19 protein-coding genes are annotated in these 16,864 nt (G+C 40.4%); 9 read left to right on the forward strand and 10 right to left on the reverse strand.

The window, feature by feature from the left end:
• Window positions 1–29: 29 nt before the first annotated feature.
• The 5 genes from CMAQ_RS09355 (at window position 30) to CMAQ_RS09375 (ending at window position 5,267) form a co-directional block, all read left to right on the forward strand.
• Entirely contained in the window at window positions 30–1,097 is a 1,068-nt protein-coding gene (locus CMAQ_RS09355; RefSeq protein ID WP_012186855.1) for a 2-isopropylmalate synthase, read from the forward strand.
• A complete protein-coding gene (locus tag CMAQ_RS09360; protein ID WP_012186856.1) occupies window positions 1,087–2,205 on the forward strand; it encodes a CaiB/BaiF CoA transferase family protein in 1,119 nt (372 codons plus the stop codon). The genes CMAQ_RS09355 and CMAQ_RS09360 overlap by 11 nt, the downstream gene beginning before the upstream one ends.
• Before the next feature lie 187 nt (window positions 2,206–2,392).
• Window positions 2,393–3,031, forward strand: a complete 639-nt coding sequence (locus tag CMAQ_RS09365) for a helix-turn-helix domain-containing protein (RefSeq protein WP_048062804.1) — start codon at window positions 2,393–2,395, stop codon at window positions 3,029–3,031.
• On the forward strand, window positions 3,031–3,867 hold the full coding sequence (locus tag CMAQ_RS09370; protein WP_012186858.1) for a mannonate dehydratase: 837 nt from the start codon (window positions 3,031–3,033) through the stop codon (window positions 3,865–3,867). The genes CMAQ_RS09365 and CMAQ_RS09370 overlap by 1 nt, the downstream gene beginning before the upstream one ends.
• A gap of 182 nt (window positions 3,868–4,049) precedes the next feature.
• The gene (locus CMAQ_RS09375; protein ID WP_052290733.1) at window positions 4,050–5,267 is read left to right on the forward strand and encodes an FAD-binding oxidoreductase; all 1,218 of its coding nucleotides are present in this window, start codon (window positions 4,050–4,052) and stop codon (window positions 5,265–5,267) included.
• A gap of 3 nt (window positions 5,268–5,270) precedes the next feature.
• On the opposite strand, the gene CMAQ_RS10750 is transcribed toward CMAQ_RS09375, so the two are convergent.
• Window positions 5,271–5,417, reverse strand: a complete 147-nt coding sequence (locus CMAQ_RS10750) for a hypothetical protein (protein WP_156769894.1) — start codon at window positions 5,415–5,417, stop codon at window positions 5,271–5,273.
• A 103-nt stretch (window positions 5,418–5,520) separates the two neighbouring features.
• On the opposite strand from CMAQ_RS10750, the gene CMAQ_RS09380 reads away from it, so the two are divergent.
• Window positions 5,521–6,624: a DUF917 domain-containing protein gene (locus CMAQ_RS09380; RefSeq protein WP_012186860.1), complete on the forward strand. Its 1,104-nt coding sequence runs from the start codon at window positions 5,521–5,523 to the stop codon at window positions 6,622–6,624.
• Window positions 6,621–8,192 (forward strand): hydantoinase/oxoprolinase family protein, encoded by a 1,572-nt coding sequence (locus CMAQ_RS09385; RefSeq protein WP_012186861.1) that lies wholly within the window; start codon window positions 6,621–6,623, stop codon window positions 8,190–8,192. Before CMAQ_RS09380 ends, CMAQ_RS09385 begins: the two co-directional genes overlap by 4 nt.
• On the opposite strand, the gene CMAQ_RS09390 is transcribed toward CMAQ_RS09385, so the two are convergent.
• Window positions 8,189–9,142, reverse strand: a complete 954-nt coding sequence (locus CMAQ_RS09390) for a DUF1177 domain-containing protein (protein WP_048062805.1) — start codon at window positions 9,140–9,142, stop codon at window positions 8,189–8,191. The genes CMAQ_RS09385 and CMAQ_RS09390 overlap by 4 nt on opposite strands.
• Window positions 9,143–9,183: 41 nt before the next feature.
• Between CMAQ_RS09390 and CMAQ_RS09395 the strand changes: the two genes are divergently transcribed.
• Window positions 9,184–9,855, forward strand: a complete 672-nt coding sequence (locus tag CMAQ_RS09395; protein ID WP_012186863.1) for an AroM family protein — start codon at window positions 9,184–9,186, stop codon at window positions 9,853–9,855.
• A gap of 45 nt (window positions 9,856–9,900) precedes the next feature.
• Here the strand turns inward: CMAQ_RS09395 and CMAQ_RS09400 are convergent, their stop codons facing one another.
• From CMAQ_RS09400 to CMAQ_RS09440, 8 genes are all read right to left on the reverse strand, one after another.
• On the reverse strand, window positions 9,901–10,269 hold the full coding sequence (locus CMAQ_RS09400; protein ID WP_156769895.1) for a hypothetical protein: 369 nt from the start codon (window positions 10,267–10,269) through the stop codon (window positions 9,901–9,903).
• Complete coding sequence (locus CMAQ_RS09405) at window positions 10,266–11,633, reverse strand: purine-cytosine permease family protein (RefSeq protein WP_012186864.1); 1,368 nt, start codon at window positions 11,631–11,633, stop codon at window positions 10,266–10,268. Before CMAQ_RS09405 ends, CMAQ_RS09400 begins: the two co-directional genes overlap by 4 nt.
• Window positions 11,634–12,084: 451 nt before the next feature.
• Entirely contained in the window at window positions 12,085–12,915 is an 831-nt protein-coding gene (locus CMAQ_RS09415) for an SPL family radical SAM protein (protein ID WP_012186865.1), read from the reverse strand.
• Window positions 12,912–14,132, reverse strand: a complete 1,221-nt coding sequence (locus tag CMAQ_RS09420) for an Nre family DNA repair protein (RefSeq protein WP_012186866.1) — start codon at window positions 14,130–14,132, stop codon at window positions 12,912–12,914. The genes CMAQ_RS09415 and CMAQ_RS09420 overlap by 4 nt, the downstream gene beginning before the upstream one ends.
• An 80-nt stretch (window positions 14,133–14,212) precedes the next feature.
• A complete protein-coding gene (locus tag CMAQ_RS09425) occupies window positions 14,213–14,806 on the reverse strand; it encodes a 50S ribosomal protein L5 (RefSeq protein ID WP_012186867.1) in 594 nt (197 codons plus the stop codon).
• Window positions 14,806–15,519 (reverse strand): 30S ribosomal protein S4e, encoded by a 714-nt coding sequence (locus CMAQ_RS09430; protein WP_012186868.1) that lies wholly within the window; start codon window positions 15,517–15,519, stop codon window positions 14,806–14,808. Before CMAQ_RS09430 ends, CMAQ_RS09425 begins: the two co-directional genes overlap by 1 nt.
• Complete coding sequence (gene rplX, locus CMAQ_RS09435; protein WP_012186869.1) at window positions 15,516–15,947, reverse strand: 50S ribosomal protein L24; 432 nt, start codon at window positions 15,945–15,947, stop codon at window positions 15,516–15,518. Before rplX ends, CMAQ_RS09430 begins: the two co-directional genes overlap by 4 nt.
• A gap of 44 nt (window positions 15,948–15,991) precedes the next feature.
• Window positions 15,992–16,375: a hypothetical protein gene (locus CMAQ_RS09440; RefSeq protein ID WP_012186870.1), complete on the reverse strand. Its 384-nt coding sequence runs from the start codon at window positions 16,373–16,375 to the stop codon at window positions 15,992–15,994.
• 120 nt (window positions 16,376–16,495) lie between these two features.
• Here CMAQ_RS09440 and CMAQ_RS09445 point away from each other — a divergent pair, with 120 nt between their 5' ends.
• Window positions 16,496–16,825: a hypothetical protein gene (locus CMAQ_RS09445; protein ID WP_012186871.1), complete on the forward strand. Its 330-nt coding sequence runs from the start codon at window positions 16,496–16,498 to the stop codon at window positions 16,823–16,825.
• The last annotated feature ends 39 nt before the right edge of the window (window positions 16,826–16,864 follow it).

Raw genomic sequence — 16,864 nt, forward strand, 5'->3', positions numbered from 1 at the left:
AAAGGTACCAATTAGGGACAACACATCGTATGATAATCGATGACACCTTAAGGGAGGGTTTGCAGGCACCTGGTATCTCATTCACTGTTGAGGAGAAGATCGAGTTAGCTAAATTAATCAGTAATGCTGGCGTAGATGAAGCCATTGTTTCCCACCCATCTGCACATGAGTCTGAGGTTGAGGTTACAAGGATCATTGTGGAAAGGAACTATTTTAAGTACGTGTTCGGCCTCGGTAGGGCATTAAAGGAGGATATTGATTTAATAGCGAGTACCGGTGCTAATATCAGCACGTATATACCATTTGAGCCTCAATTGGTTAATAAATCCCTCGATGTCATTAAGTACGCCGTTAATACCTACGGTAAGGGTAAATTGATAATTGAAGTGGGTATTACGAATATAACCGCTTATGAGTTAAGCAATATCGTTAAGTTAGCTAAGACCCTGGAGGAGCTGGGTGTCGATAGGATTCAACTTGCGGATTCCCTAGGTAAGGCCACGCCGAAACTCATGTACAATATTGTAAATAACGTGAAGCATACCGTAAAGATTCCAGTCAGCGTGCACTGCCATAATGATATGGGTGCTGCGGTAGCTAACTCAATAAGTTCAGTATACGCTGGTGCTGATTATGTGGATGCAACAATCTACGGTATAGGTGAGAGGAATGGTATAGCCGATTTAGCCACAATAGCCATGATACTGAGAAACGATAGTTACAGGATAAACATTGATTTCGAAAAACTTAGAGATGCATATAACTACTTAGCTAAATTAATAATCGATAAGATTGATATCGAGTTCTTTAGAAATAATTTCCCAGTATTTGGTAATAATATATCTATACAAACCGCCGGCACACACGCAGCTTATCCAGGGGTATTTAAGGAGGTGGGGTATTCGCTTAATGTATACGTGGGTAGGTCCACATTACGTAAAGTGCTATCTGAACTCGGTATATCCCTTAACGATCAGGAATTATTAATGCTCATGAGGAAGATTAAGGATACAGCCGTAAGGACAGGTAGAGCTGTAACTTATGACCAATTACTGCGACTCATCAATGAGATTAAGGGTGAGTTACATGGTTCTTGAGATAAAGCCCATAGTTCTTGAGCTTGGACAAATCGTAGCAGGACCCACAGCTGGATTGATACTCGCTGATCTAGGCTTCAACGTCATAAAGATAGAGCAACCAGGTCGTGGGGACATAGCGAGATACCTTACTGGGCCTAGTGAGGGGCACTTTGCATTCTTTAACAGGGGTAAGAGGAGTATGACCCTTAACCTGAAGACAGAGGAAGGTAGAGAGATATTTCTTAAATTAGTTAAGAGATCGGATATTATAATCGAGAATATGGGCTATGGCACCATGGAGAGATTAGGCATTGGTTATTCCGTATTGAGTAAGATTAATCCAGGGATTATTTACTTATCCATAAAGGGCTACGGGAGTGGGCCATACGAGGACAGGAATGCATTAGATTACCCAATTGAGATTGAGTCTGGGGTTGCTTATATGAATGGCTTAAGCAATAAGCCAATGAGGCTAGGGGCCTCCATCATAGATATTGCAGCGGCCATGTTTGGGGTAATTGGAGTACTTCATGCATTATTAGAGAGGGAGAGGACCGGTAAAGGCACATTCATTAAGATTGGATTGTTTGAGACAGCCATGTTCCTCATGGGCCAACACATAGCTGCTTACCAAGCCAGGGGATTTGTACCCCTGAAGCCTATGAATGAGGAGGGATTTGCATGGGCAATCTATGATTTCTTCGAGACAGCCGATGGTAAAAGAATATTCATAGCAATAACCACAGATGCCCAATGGCATAGATTCTGTGAACTCTTTAAACTACCCATATGCGAATCACCCGACTACTCGACAAATGAGGCAAGATATCAACGTAGAAGTGAGCTCATACCTATGGTAGCAGAAGCCATAAGAAGGCTTCGTAGTGATGAGTTAATTCATGTGCTAAGGCAAAACGGTATCAGTTACGCCGTACTGAATACACCATGGGATTTATTGAATGATCCTCATGCATCCAAAAAATTAATCAGCATCAATTATAGACAGAAACAGATTAAGGTACCAGTAACGCCATTAGAGAGTGATACAATACGATACAATGACGCGGATCCGCCTGAGCTTGGAGATAGCACGGAGATAATACTTAAAGAGCTTGGTTATAGTTAATGAAGATATAGATTAATGAAGATATAGATTAATGAAGATATAGATTAATGAAGATATAGATTAATAATTAAAGGTGTCATTTAAATAAGAAAAGTAGTAATGTTTTTATATTTCTTATTTAATTTGAAAGTAACGGGTTTCTATGTATCTAGTTACTTTAAGGATTCACAGCGGGTGCGGACTAGCTATGGCCGCGAAGGTTGTGCAATCCCGCATTATATCAATAAATGCTTATCCAATTAATGATAAAATGAACATAGTGCTCGCACTTTTTAAGGTGGACAAAAAAGAGGATGATGTTATGGCTATTAGGTCATTAAAGAGGGATTTCTTAAAACTATCTAACTTATCGCTGCATGAGAATAATAACAAAAAGTATTATGTTATTTCCGGTGTAAAAAGTGGTCATGGTGTGCTTTATCCACTGGTTAAGCATAATGCAATACCGTTATTGCCTTACATTGCATTGCCTAATGCTGAGTCCTTCATCTTCTTACATCACGATAAGAGTACCATAGACGACATCGTCGATGAAGTAAGTCATAAAAATAAACTGGAATATTTTGACTATAAAAGGATAAGTAATGGAAATGATATAATGAGGATAATCACTAAAAACTTCAATGAAATATACCTCTACGATCTTGATGATTATGAGCGTAAGGTGCTGAAAATAGCTATCAATATGGGTTATTTCGATTGGCCTAAGCGTGTAAAAATAGATGAAATAGCTAGAGAATTGGGTGTTTCGAAACCCATGATTTCCTATTACCTTAGGAAGGCCAGTAGAAATATTTTTGACAAAATGGGGCTGAGGCGTTTCTAATGAATACGGAGGCCCATGTTAAGGACGGCTTGCACTGGCTCTCATGCTTCAAGGCTCAGCAGGTGGCTGAGTTCTCACTAAGGTCAATACTAAGGGCGCTTGGGAGACCAGCCTTCGGGCACAACCTAGTGGCGTTCCTAAACGAGTTAGCGGGCATTTGCCCAGGGCTCACGACCGAGCTCAGGTTCTGTGTGGGTTACCTGGATAAGATGTACGTAAGTGGATTCAACTATGGCGATATTGAGAAGGCACCGCCGCATAGGTTGGTTAAGGAGTACGGTGTTACCCACGAGAAGCTTTGGAATAACCTTAGGGAGTTCCTTGAGTATATAGTGCCAATTGCGGAGCAGAGTAATGTTAAGATAGCAATGCACCCCGATGATCCACCAATACCCGAGTTTAGGGGTATACCGAGGATCATGAATTCCATTGAGTCCTTTGAGAAACTACTGATCCTAGTCAGGAGTGATTATAATGGTATAACTCTATGTCAAGGAAACTTCACATTAATGACTGACGACCTACCAAGCGTCATTAAGAGGTTTAGGGATAGGATATTCTTTGTGCATTTCAGGGATGTTAAAGGTGATAGGTATAATTTCGTGGAGACGTTGATAGGTGAGGGTAAGACGGACCTGGTGGGGGTCATGAGGGCGTACGTGGAGATTGGCTATAATGGTTACGTTAGGGTTGATCACACACCAACCCTTGAGAATGACGCAGAATTAGGTGCACCTGGTTATAACTACCTGGGTAGAATCTACACAATAGGTTATATTAAGGGCCTTTATGAAGCAGTTAAGAGGGAATTTAGTAAGGAGATATTAAATGCATAAGATAGCACCCTTAAATTACTTAAGGGTCATTTTGTTGAGTTAATGGTTAAGGAGCAATTAATTAACGAGCTAAGGAAGCTCGGCATGACGTATGAGTTTGGTGAGAGGAGGGATTTCATAGGATTCCCTGTAAACCCCTGGTAATTGTTTATCCTCGTAATGAGCAGGACGTCATTGCCTTGGTGAAACTCGCTAATGAGTATAAGGTGCCTGTAATACCGTGGGGTGCTGGGACAAGTCTCACTGGTGCGTTGTCATGTGATGGTTGCGTCTTAATTGATATGAAAATGATGAATAGTGTTCTCGAAGTTAATACTGTTGATTGGTATGTTAGAGTTCAACCAGGGATAATCCTTGATAGACTTAACGAGGAACTTGCAAGGTACGGCTTCTTCTTCCCAGTGGATCCAGCGAGCCATTACATGTGCACTGTGGGGGGTATGATTGCAACTGGTGCTGGTGGAATGAGGGCTCTGAGGTACGGAACCATGAAGGACTGGGTCCTGGCGCTCAAGGTTGTTTTACCCATGGGTGAAGTTGCTCAATTCGGTGAACCACTGAGGAAGGATAGGGCAGGCTATGATCTGGTTCATCTATTCATCGGCAGTGAGGGTACCCTTGGGATTATAACTGAGGCATGGCTTAGAATAATACCGATACCGAAGAAGTCATTCACCACGTTGCTAATAGGTATTGAAAATGAGGATGAACTTGGTAAGTTGGTGGTGAAGATTAGGGAGGGTGGCTTGTTACCTGAGTTGATGGAGTACATGGACTATTACTCAATAATGGCTGTTAATAAGGTATTCAATGGTAATTTACCTGAAGCACCTGGTGGATTATTGATTATTCGAATAGAGGGCGAGTACATGGACGACTTAATGAACATAGTGAAACATGTTGGATTGCAAAATGTTAAAACATTGGTAAGTGAAGAAGAGGCTAAGGAGGTTTTAATGCTTAGGTCAAGGGCTGGTGAGGCTATAAAGGCATTCTATGGGAACTTCTTCTCAGAGGATTTATCGCTACCTATCTCGAGGATTACTGATGCAATTAAGGAGGTGAGGAGGGTGGAGCGGATTATGGGGAAACCAATACCAATACTAGCACACATTGGTGATGGTAATATGCACCCGCACATACTTATTGAGCCAGGTAAGGAGGAAGAGGCAGATAGGGTATATGAGGAGCTTTGTAGAATAGCAATTAAGATTGGCGGTAGTATAACGGGGGAGCATGGTGTTGGGCTTCAAAAAGCCCGATTACTCTATGAGCAGTTTAAGTCACGTAATAACCTAAAGGCATTACTAATTATGAGGAGGATCAAGGAGTTAATGGATCCAAACGATATAATGAACCCCAATAAATACGTAGAATTATCCTTAAAATATACGAATTAATACTCATGACATGCTTGGATTATACCTGCCATTCATGGCCTTCCTCTCATCATTCATGAATACGAGTACCACGGAACCAACCACATTATTAAACCTAATGACACAGTACCTAAAGGCCTTATTACCACCAACCCTATAAACAACTACCAAAATCTTAACACCGTCCATAACCCATAATACCGAGGAACCCTAATATAAATCCAGATAAGCTAGGTAATTCTTAAAAATTAAATAAAATATCTACTTGTCAGTTATGGTTCATTTTGTTCTAAATAAGCAAGACGTTGAGGATTTAGTTGTTGGCGCCGCTATACTTGGTACCGGCGGTGGTGGCGATCCATATATTGGTAAATTAATGGTTCTTCAGGAATTAGAACGCGGTAGAAAAATCGAAGTTGTTAGTATCGACGAGATTGATGATGAGGCCTTCATAATACCCGTAGCCGCTATGGGAACGCCTGTAGTTCTAATGGAGAAGATACCCAGCGGCAAGGAGGCATTGTTCTCACTTAATTTATTAGAGAAGTACTTTAATAGAAAGGTGGACTTTATATCACCAATTGAGGCTGGTGGTGTTAATTCCACGATACCTCTTGTGGTGGCAGCAGAAAGGGGATTGCTTGTTATTGATGCTGATGGTATGGGTAGGGCATTTCCCGAACTTCAAATGGTCACTTTTCACATATACGGAATAAAAGCAACACCAATGGCTCTTTCTGATGAACGTGGTAATGCAATTATACTTGATGCTATTGATAACTTCTGGGCTGAAAGGATAGCTAGAACTGTAACCGTTAGATTTGGTGGCTCTGCTTGGATAGCTATCTATCCAACTTATGGGAAACCATATAAAGATGCTGCTGTGAAGGGCAGTATATCATTTGCGATTGAAATAGGTAGAACACTAAGGGATGCAAAGATCACTGGCAAGAATCCAATTGATGCATTGCTAGATGTAACTAAGGGTTATGCCCTATTTAAAGGTAAGATCATTGATGTGCAAAGGTTTAATATAGGTGGTTTTGCAAGAGGTGAGGCTGTGATTGAAGGGCTCGATGAATATAAAGATTCAAAGATTACTATTAAATTTCAAAATGAAAATCTCGTAGCAATTAAGGATGGAGAGATTATAGCATCGGTACCCGATTTAATAACAGTACTTGATAGTGAAACCAGTAAACCCATAACCACAGAGAGACTTAGATATGGTTTAAGGGTTATCGTAATTGGTATACCGTGCAATGAAAAATGGAGAAATCCAAGAGGTCTAGAAGTTGTAGGGCCTAAGTACTTTGGTTATGACATTGATTATGTACCCATTGAAATGAGAGTTAAGAAAATAGGTGGTGTGGCATGACAAAGTACAAGATTGGTATTGATGTTGGTAGCACACATACAGATGCTGTGATACTTGATGAAAATAATAATTTAATATATGCTGCTAAAACCATGACTACACCCGATGTTACATCAGGAATAATTAATGCATTAAAACTTATTCTTGAAAACTCCGGTATTAGTAAAGATGATGTTGTAGCCGTAATGTTTGGAACTACGCACGTTATTAATGCAATAGTTCAAAGGAGAAATCTTGGCAGAGTCGGAGTAATTAGAATCGGATTACCCGCTACTGAGGCTATAGTGCCTATGCTTGACTGGCCAAGTGATCTTAAAAATGCTATTCTAGCGAGTTCATACATGGTTAAGGGTGGTCATGATTATACTGGCGAGCCTATTACTAATTTTGACGATAATAACATCAAAAGGATACTTAAGAATTTTACAGAAAAGGGAGTAGACGCTGTAGCGATTACATCTGTATGGTCTATAGTTAATCCTGAACATGAAAATAAAGTTCTCGACATTGCTAAGGAGACTATGCCTAATACACCGATTGTTTTATCACATGAAATAGGTTCAATAGGACTTTTAGAAAGAGAAAACGCAACAATACTTAATGCCGCTACAATTAATGTCATGAAAAATGCCATTAATTCCCTTAAGAGCGCACTCAATAGCATGGGATTAAGCCACGTTAAAATGTTTTTTGCACAGAATGATGGAACAACAGCCTCTGCTGACTATATAATGAGGTTCCCTATATTCACTGTCATAGCACCTATATCAAATAGTATACGCGGTGCCTATGTCTTAACAGGAATACCAAATGCTATAGTTGCTGATACTGGTGGCACAACAACAAACATAGGCGCACTCGTTAATGGCTATCCACGTGAAGCCCTAGAAGTAGAGATTGGGGGTGTTAGAACAAATATTAGGGCGCCCGATATAATCGCCATAGGATTGGCAGGCGGTAGTATTGTTAGAGTCGAAGGCAATGATGTGAAGATAGGGCCTGTCAGTGTTGGGTATAGATTAATTTATGAAGGTATTGCATGGGGTGGTGAGACAATAACGGCCACTGATATAGCACTTGCAAAGGGTGTTATGGTAATAGATGATCCACAATGTAAATCAGAACTTGCCAAAGCTAAGATACCTCAGTGGTTAGTTGAAAAAGCCTATGATAAGATGGTTAAGATGCTAGAGGATGCTCTAGATAAAATAAAGACAAGGCCAGAGCCTGAAACTGTGATTCTGGTAGGTGGAGGATCTGCCATGTGGCCAAGAAGATTAAAGGGTGCTAAGGAGGTTATTAGACCCGATAATGCACAATACGCAAATGCCATAGGTGCAGCAACAGCATTAGTAGGTGCAACAGTAGAGAAAGCGTATTCTTATGAAAAAACCTCTAGAAGTGATGCTATTAATGATGCATCTAAAGAAGCCATTCTACGAGCAATACAGGCCGGTGCCGATCCAGCTACCGTAGAGATTGCCGAAGTTGAAGAAATAGCAATGCCATATTTACCAGGAAATGCTGTTAAGGTTAGGGTTAAAGCTGTTGGTAAATTGAAAATTTAAGACGAATCACCTAAACCTCTTCTCATGATTTCACTTAATTCGCCATAAGTGTTTTTTAAAATGTTCCATTCATTTTCATCATAAAACTTCATCTTACCTGTAGTAAATTCATAAGCAACCTCTAATATGAATCGTGATGCTTGATCCAGTGATATTAAATTTGTGACGTTAGTAGCAGAGCCTGGTATTACTGTTTCCGTAGTAATGGCAACACCAACTACAGGTGATTTCGTGAATAACCATGGTTGTACTATACTGTTTATATGATAAACAGGTACCGTAAATGGTATTATATCCTGCATAGTTAACGGTACAATGATGGGGGTTCTACCAGTTACATTCATGTATATTTTTATCAAGTCAGGGCTTACCTTCAATATCCATCCCTCCTTAACAGTTGGTGTTATCGCGAAACCTAAATTCTTAACAACTAAATTAGCCTTTGTGGCATCAACACTTAGTATTGCATCCATTTCAGGTTTAACCTCTCTCCTTAAAATTTCAAATAAATTAATAGGGCTTCTTATTAATGGTGCAGGTTCATGCGGTATTACTATGGCATTGGGGCAAATATTAGTCGTTATGATAACATCCCCGGGTAATGCATCACCCCTACGGGCCATCTCTGCTATTTTATAAGCAACAGCTAATGCTGTAATTACACCATCTGCATCAGAAACAAGCCCTTTAATTGTTGGTCTAGCACTAATACCACCAGCTCTGCCAGTAATACCCAGTGTTGGTGCTGTCCCACCTAATTTTTTACCTTGTGCGCCTGGTATTAAAATAGTTACCAAGTCAACAGAACCATCATTACCTTTAATGGTTTCAACATCAACCCTTAAGTAATTAGAATATTTTGCTTCAAGGAAATCCTTGACTCTATAGCCATCAATTTTAGGATCTTCTAAAATATCAATTACCTCTATTAAGTATTTAACCATTGACATTAAGAAAGACTTTAATTTCAGCGGCATAAAAAGATTACCACATGACGCGCGACATTAAGGTGGGATTCATAACCATAGGGCAATCACCAAGAACTGACATAATACCAGAAATAATGCCCATTCTCGGTAATAATATAAAAATAATAGAATGCGGTGCACTAGACGATTTATCCTTAAACGAAATCAAAAAATTAGCACCTAAGGATAATGATTACATACTCGTTACTAGATTAAGAGATGGTACCCAAGTAATGCTTAGCAGGAGTAAAATAATTGACTTAATGCAAAAATGTATTGAAAAACTGGAAAAAGATGTTAATTTAATAGGATTATTATGTACAGGTGATTTTCCAGAACTTAAGTCTAATATTTTAATGATCGAACCATCTAAATTAACAATGAATGTTGTTAAATCTATGAATGTTAAAAAACTAGGTATTTTTGTACCTGATAAATCTCAAATTAACTTAATAAAAAATAGATGGTTAAATATAGTTAATGATGTAACTGTAGTTTCATCATCAGCTTACATAAATACTATTGATAAATTTAAAGAATTATCAAAACAATTAATTGATACCGATTTAATCGTGCTTGATTCATTTGGATATTCCATAACAATTAAGAAAACGGTTGCTGAAATTACAAAGAAACCTATAATATTACCTAGAACACTCCTTGTGCGAGTAATTAAAGAATTATTAGAAATCTGATAAATATAATATTTAAAATGGATTAATAATTTTAACTAATATTACTTATAATCTTAATATATTAATCTTACTTCTCCATGCAAGATATAAATCAATTATCCACAGTGCCGTTACTATACTCGTAACAGTCAATTCAAGCGGCTTAACAGGATTATTCATAAACGGTGATACTTGGATCGCTATATAAGCAGTAATTATGGATATTACTAACCAAGCATCTGCGATAATCCTGCTTACTTGGTTTTTCCAGGAGAAGTATATACTCATTAATGAAGTTATAAGCATGAATAATGTCGCTGCCAATGTATGGTACATGGCATAAATATTGACATTATATTTTAACACTGCAAGTAAAATTACTGAAAATACTAATTGAATTATCGCAAAGTATAAACTTAATCTTGAAAAGTTCATTTCACAACACCTCCCATGTACACATACTTACCTAATTCGTACTTAATTTCTGTCCTCTTGAAGGCATACGCTAATATTACATGTACAATAAATGCAACAAGAATAGCATTAATTGCTGCTATACCAACAGTTAAGAAGAAGCCAGCAAGAGCACCCGCAGCAAATGATAATATACCAGTGAGATTAAGTTCAGGGTACTCCTTACCTGGTATTAATTTAAATCTCTCAAAGGGATTCTTAACACCTTCTAGATAAGGTTTTACGATGAAAAACTCTGCAAATACAGAACCACCAGCAGCTGGTAGTAAGGAACCCAGTACAGTTATAAAACTCTCAAAAGGTGCTAACGAAGCGCCAGCTGTATAACCCCAATATGCCGCTAATAATGTACCTATAATACCTACTATTATTGAGGAATAATCCCTTCTGATAGGTATTGCATTCGTAAAGCTTAAACTACCGCTGTATAGATTCACTGTATTTATTATCCACTGCCCCAGAACTATTATCAAAAGTATACCAAGGCCCATACCTAATTTAAGCATATCCTCAGTGATAATTACACTACCAGTAAGCAGTACTATGGCAACAGCACCAAGTATTAAAAATGGATAAAACACAAACATATGTAACACCCATGCAACAACAGAATCCCTCGGTCTTTTCGCAAACCTAGTAATATCTGGTGCTATTAATGAACCAGCTATGTACAAGCCTACCGTAGCCGTAATTGCATCAGCCAGCGACATATGAGACTTAGGAACAGCAGTCCATACGGCACCCCAACCACCATGTAATGAAATAGCAAGAAAAAGCCCAACTGCAATCAACCATACATGCTGTGGAAGTATGAAATAACTAAGGAATGATAAAGCCCTGTAACCTATATAGGTAGAGAGTATCATTAAAGCACCACCCCATAATGCAGCCGCCCATACGGAGAAGAAAGGATTATTGGGATATATCTCATTCATAACAACACCAAAGAACCAGCTCTCAACAGCAAACCAACCAATTCCAGTTGTTATCGTTATTAACGCAAACCCTAATAATTTACCACCAACTCTACCAAAGGGTAATCTCCAGCCAACATATGTTGACAAACCAGAATACGCACCAATAACACCAGATAAAGCACCAATTATAGATAAAATTATATTACCAACCATCACGGCTATTATTGCATTAGTAAAGTTAAGACCACCACCAAGAACACCACCAGCAAATAAAACCGCTATGGCACCAAACGATGCACTTAATGTCAAGAACACATTATACAAACCATACCTCTCAACAATAGGCACCTCCTCAATCGAGTAGTCATCAAATATGAACCGCCTTTGCCTCCTAGGTTCTCCTGCCATAGCAATACTATATAGTTTATGTATTTTTAAGCATTTCTCTACTTCATGAACAGTTAGTGGTAGGTTTGTTTTTCTATCCTTATATGTTAACTGGCTTTAGCATTGGGTGGGAGATTACTGGGTAATTTCACTGCTTGGCAAAGGCCTTAGTAATTGTCCTCCGGCTGATTCTTAATGCATATGAATGATACTTTAATTATTTTGATTAACTTATTCATGTTAAGTATTATTCTTTACTTCCTTGAAAACTTAATGTACATGCAGTTGGCATCCATGGTTACGTGGGTTCAGGAATCAGCGGTATCATCAGTTATCAGGGCTGCAAACCATCATCACTTACTACTAGTACTTATGCATGCTTATTAAATAATTCACCTGCCTCAACTTGATTAACCATTAATTAGAATGATAGTAGGCACGGTTGCTGTGAATTATCCCATTATTAAGGGAGTTATTTTAAGTAGTCGAGTATTGAGTTATTCCTACGTCTACTCCTCCACTCATCCTCCTCAGTAATGCAGTTAACGCCGTAGCTATCGCAGAGTTGTGTTAATTCGCCTACTACTCTTCTCCACCAATTATTTGTTGGCACTGGGTTAATGTTTAATTTAGTCCTCATTAATCTTACTGCTGTTTCCCTTGGCCTAAACCTGTCTATTATTAATTGACTGTTAGTCTCCTTGGCTAATCTAATTATTGGCTCGTAATTGAGCCTTGAGTCATTTATGCCTGGTATTATTGGGCCTAGGAATATCCATGTTTTTACACCAGCTTTAGCAAGCTTCCTAATGGTCATTGCCCTAACCAACGGTGGTGGTGTGTTTGGTTCAATTAACTTATATGAATCACTCATTGTTGTTATCGTTAAGCCAACATCAGCCATTTCACCGCATTGTTTAAGAACATCAATATCCCTAATCACTAGGGCTGACTTGGTTTGAACACTAACATGGAATCCTGAATCGCAAAGTAGGCTTAAGGCCCTTCTACTGAGCCTATACTTTGATTCAATGGGTTGATAGGGGTCTGTTATTGTTGATAAACCAACAACACCTCTCCTAAGCCCCTTAACCTCACTGCTGAGTACTTCAATTAAATTAACCTTAACATACACGACCTCACCCCACTTAATGGCTGGTTCCCCCTTGGTGAAGTCCCTTGCATAACAGTATATGCAACCATGCTGGCAGCCTAAGTATGGGTTGAGGGCGTAGTCGTACTCGGGTAGGCCGGATTTACTTAGGGCTTTCTTAACCTTAATCTCCTTAACTATGATACTCATAGTAATCTAGCCTCCCTTAACCTCCTCAATACGTAGGATCTTGAGGCCCATTGAGCCAGCGGTAGTTTAAGTTGACTTGAGGCGAATTTAAGCGCCTCATCAAGGCTACTGAAGCTGACGTAGCTACCCTTAAACATGGCTCTAACATTCTCCCTAACGAACCAAACACCCACAGGTATATTGAAGCCTGGGTAAATCTCCCTCCAGAGAATTACGGCTGCCTGCCTATGCATACTATGAAGCGCCTCTGCTGCAGCTAACCTGGCTGCGTAGTAGCATCCACCGATGCTTGGGTAGGTGTCCCTACCCCAGTAGCCTTCACTATCGATTTCAATCACTGGTTCACTTCCCCAGGTGTTCCAAGTGCTCCCAGGCCACCATGCCTCACCCCACTCGTATAGCCAGGTGTGTGGGGCTAGTATGCCTATGAATAGGTTATTGTTACTCCTCCTGACGTAAACCCTGTACTCGCTTAACTCAGGGTAATTCTTAACCTCATTGATTAACCTACTTGAAACCTCCTCATCAACCGCAGTTATAGACCACCTAGTGGGTACGAGTCTCCTAGCCCTACCCCTACCTATGGCGCCTACGCTCATTAACCTTGAGATAACGTGCACATCAATGCCTGAGTTATAAAGCATCCAAACGGCATCATTAGCCTTTAAATCCACGTCGGAGTAAGCCTTCTCCACAGCCCTGCTTGGTTGAGGTATTGTGGATAATTTAATGCTTCTCAATGGGGCTGAGGGGCCTATTGGTGGTTCCTGTTCATTTAAGGTTACATTACCTTTAATTGGCTTAGCCAGCGTTAACTCAGTGTCCACGGGTCCGCTTGAAATAGCCATTACCTGTATGTCGTGGAGTTGCCTAGGTGGGTTCCTTGGGTCATTAACCTTGAAGATTACTGACCCCCTGATTAACGTGAGTCTACTTGATAGGAAGTCCTCAAGCCTCATGCTTAACCATGTCCTCGGTTCCTCAAGCCAACCTGTGTCCCCATGAGTGGGTGGTGTGGCTGGGTAGACTCTAACCTTAGGGTAACCTAATCTACCAACCATGATGCTTGGGGGTGAGGAGCCGTTAACATCCTGCCTACCCTCAAGGGGCTTAATCCTCCTAAGTGTCCAATTATTCACTAGTATTGGGCAGTACGCTAACCCGCATAGGTTATACTCCCCACGGCATTTAATGCATAGTTCAGGGTTAATCCGCACTACGCATTAGATGGTGCTTAGGATGGTTAAATACCTTTCACTCAATGAGTATACTTACTTAACTTAATTAGGGTAATTACCTAGCGTTTAAGTATCCTGACTCCTAATACGTCTTGGAAGAACCTAATGGTCTCCTCCCTACTTACCCTATGATCCTTACCCACGTCTGCCCTTGCCCTACGCCTATACTGAACCCTGAACCCGGGTCTAGCTAGGGTTACTGCAACATCGAAGCCAAATATGCCTAATGCTGGGTCATACCTAGAGCCGGGTACAAGTATGTGCTCCCTAATACCGAAGCTTACGTTACCTGCATTGAAGCTCTCCTCCCTAAGCGTGAAGTCAACCGCCGCCAGGGCCCTTAGTAGGAACCAGACGGCTTCATTCCTCCTTAAGGTGACTAATAGGCCTATTGGCTCACCTCTCCTTATTCCGAAGTCCTTAATTGACTTATGGGCAAGCCTATAGGATGGTGTCCTCCCAGTTAACTCAGACATAACCTTAGCGGCCTTCTCAAGCCTCTCACCACTCTGCCCAATCCCCATATTCACAGCCACACTCCATATGAATATCCTTCTCATTGGGTGACCTGTATCAAGTGTGAACTTCCTCCAATCCAGGTCACTGGGTTTTATTGCCCTTAAATCAATGGTTGATAGGTCAATGGCCGGCATCACTCAGTCACCTTCACCACTGGTGATTCCTTACCGATAACGAGTAGGTAGTTTAATACCGTCCTGAACTCAGAGTCCTTAGCCTTAACCGTGGCTATGGCGTCCCTCTTCCTAAACGACCTAACCCAATTAATTAAAGTACCGTGCCTCCCCACGTTAACACCGTTGAAGGCTATTACGTATTGGTTAGGCTGCATTGGGTAGTAATCCATTAACTTACCGTCCTCAAGATTAACCACAACGCTCCCAAGCGTCTCATACTTCCTACCCTCATCCTGGTCAACAATTATGTTCCTCCCATCATGTAGGTTTAACTGAATCTTACCTGCCTTAACCATGGTCTTATCCTCAATCCTACACACCTTTACGCCTGCCTCAGACTTATCAATCCTAATAGGCCTTAGGAAGTTAACTGGATCAGGTATAATCCTGTAGTACTCGTTTATTGGCGTTAACTCAATAACATCCATTAAGCCGACTGGGTACTTGTAATCCCTCCTGACCTTACCATCAACCTTAACATACCCCTTACCTATTATTAACCTAGCCTCCCTAAGGGTCTTAGCGTAGTGGAATACATCCCTAAGAAGCACCGCGAGGGGTATGCTTGAGTTAGCCGGGTGGGGTCCTGGGCTTGGTTTAATTGACCACGGCGCCCCCTTCCTCTCCACAGGCCACCATTCAGGTGATGTTGATCTCCTTAAATGCGTCATGATTGACCACCCTGCTGTGGTGTTATAACCTCCCTAACACCCGCCTTAGCCTCCCTAGCCTTCCTAGTCTTATCAATTGCAGCAACCCTAGCCTTATCGCTTTGATCAAGCTCCACGATAACTACCTTAGATGGGTGTATTGGGTAGTACACAGCCTCACCACTGGGTTTCTTAAATGAAGCCGAGTCAACGTATATCCTCACTCTCTTATAATCAACCCTAGTCACCTTACCCCTAGTACCCTTAAAGTCCCCCCTCAGTATTAGCACGGTATCCCCAACCCTAACAGGTATCCTCCTTATACCCAACTGCCTCTGAAGATCCTTAGATAATGGTGCAGTCAATAACCTACGCCTAGCATGCCAAGGCGCCTTAGTAAGCGCCTTATGCTGCTTCCTGGGTTGACTCGATGATGTTAACACAGGCATGTTATTATCCTTAAACCCACGCTTAATTGCCCTTATAAAATTAACTATAAGTCACTAATGCAATGCGCCTTAACCTCATTAACAAGCGTTGACGCGTACTGGAGAACCCTCCTTAAAAATTCATTACTTATTACGCATTCCACACTTAACCCCTTCAATGACTTTAATAAGCATTGAATAACCCTAACATACTCGTCACTCAAGGAGTCACTATAATTCGATTCAAACTCAATTACGTTTAATTTAATTAACCTCAGTGATTGAGCTAAGGCATATATACCCAGCACCTTAATCAACTCCTCATTACTAATACCCAACTCCGCAGCATCAATTATAGTGTCCTGAACCTCGGAGTGAATCCTTTCAAGGAAATCCCCGGAGCCGCAGCTACTCATTAATCCCTTCACTAATTCATCCACATTAAGCACCAGTTAATTAGATTCATGGGTTTATAAGTAAAACCTCATTGATTCACCGGAAGCATATGCCTCAACTGATGAGGAGTCTACTGAGAAGCCTTTTAAAAGGGGTGGTTTAATTTAGTTTGCGTGAAGATAAAATACTATGAATGGGTTAGGCATGGTATAACTGAACCATTACTGAAGGTTCAAATATTTAAGAAGGTTGAGGACGGTAAGATTGTGGCAATGTACGATATAATGTATTACTCGAATAAGTTGATCACAGTGTACGAGAATTCAACACTAGATGGCCCAGTCATAGTTGAGGAGAATGATGAAGTTAACCTAGCCAATGTACTTAAGTTAGTTAAGAAGTACTACGATGAAGCCACTGATGATTTAATAATAAGGGGGGAAAGGTACCTTGGGGAGAAGCTTATTGAATTAATAGCATTGGAGGAGAGCGAGCGAGTTTAGCGTTAAATGGGAATTAACCCAATAATTTTAATTCACCAT

The sequence above is a fragment of the Caldivirga maquilingensis IC-167 genome (genome assembly GCF_000018305.1).
Lineage (GTDB): Archaea > Thermoproteota > Thermoprotei > Thermoproteales > Thermocladiaceae > Caldivirga > Caldivirga maquilingensis.

Coding starts and splice junctions, on each gene's coding strand:
- CMAQ_RS09405 (WP_012186864.1), bottom strand. CDS start 11,633: ATGGCAGGAGAACCTAGGAGGCAAAGGCGGTTCATATTTGATGACTAC.
- CMAQ_RS09395 (WP_012186863.1), top strand. CDS start 9,184: ATGACGCGCGACATTAAGGTGGGATTCATAACCATAGGGCAATCACCA.
- CMAQ_RS09415 (WP_012186865.1), bottom strand. CDS start 12,915: ATGAGTATCATAGTTAAGGAGATTAAGGTTAAGAAAGCCCTAAGTAAA.
- CMAQ_RS09355 (WP_012186855.1), top strand. CDS start 30: ATGATAATCGATGACACCTTAAGGGAGGGTTTGCAGGCACCTGGTATC.
- CMAQ_RS09380 (WP_012186860.1), top strand. CDS start 5,521: ATGGTTCATTTTGTTCTAAATAAGCAAGACGTTGAGGATTTAGTTGTT.
- CMAQ_RS09430 (WP_012186868.1), bottom strand. CDS start 15,519: ATGACGCATTTAAGGAGATCAACATCACCTGAATGGTGGCCTGTGGAG.
- CMAQ_RS09390 (WP_048062805.1), bottom strand. CDS start 9,142: ATGTCAATGGTTAAATACTTAATAGAGGTAATTGATATTTTAGAAGAT.
- CMAQ_RS09400 (WP_156769895.1), bottom strand. CDS start 10,269: ATGAACTTTTCAAGATTAAGTTTATACTTTGCGATAATTCAATTAGTA.
- rplX (WP_012186869.1), bottom strand. CDS start 15,947: ATGCCTGTGTTAACATCATCGAGTCAACCCAGGAAGCAGCATAAGGCG.
- CMAQ_RS09385 (WP_012186861.1), top strand. CDS start 6,621: ATGACAAAGTACAAGATTGGTATTGATGTTGGTAGCACACATACAGAT.
- CMAQ_RS09365 (WP_048062804.1), top strand. CDS start 2,393: ATGGCCGCGAAGGTTGTGCAATCCCGCATTATATCAATAAATGCTTAT.
- CMAQ_RS09425 (WP_012186867.1), bottom strand. CDS start 14,806: ATGCCGGCCATTGACCTATCAACCATTGATTTAAGGGCAATAAAACCC.
- CMAQ_RS09360 (WP_012186856.1), top strand. CDS start 1,087: ATGGTTCTTGAGATAAAGCCCATAGTTCTTGAGCTTGGACAAATCGTA.
- CMAQ_RS09370 (WP_012186858.1), top strand. CDS start 3,031: ATGAATACGGAGGCCCATGTTAAGGACGGCTTGCACTGGCTCTCATGC.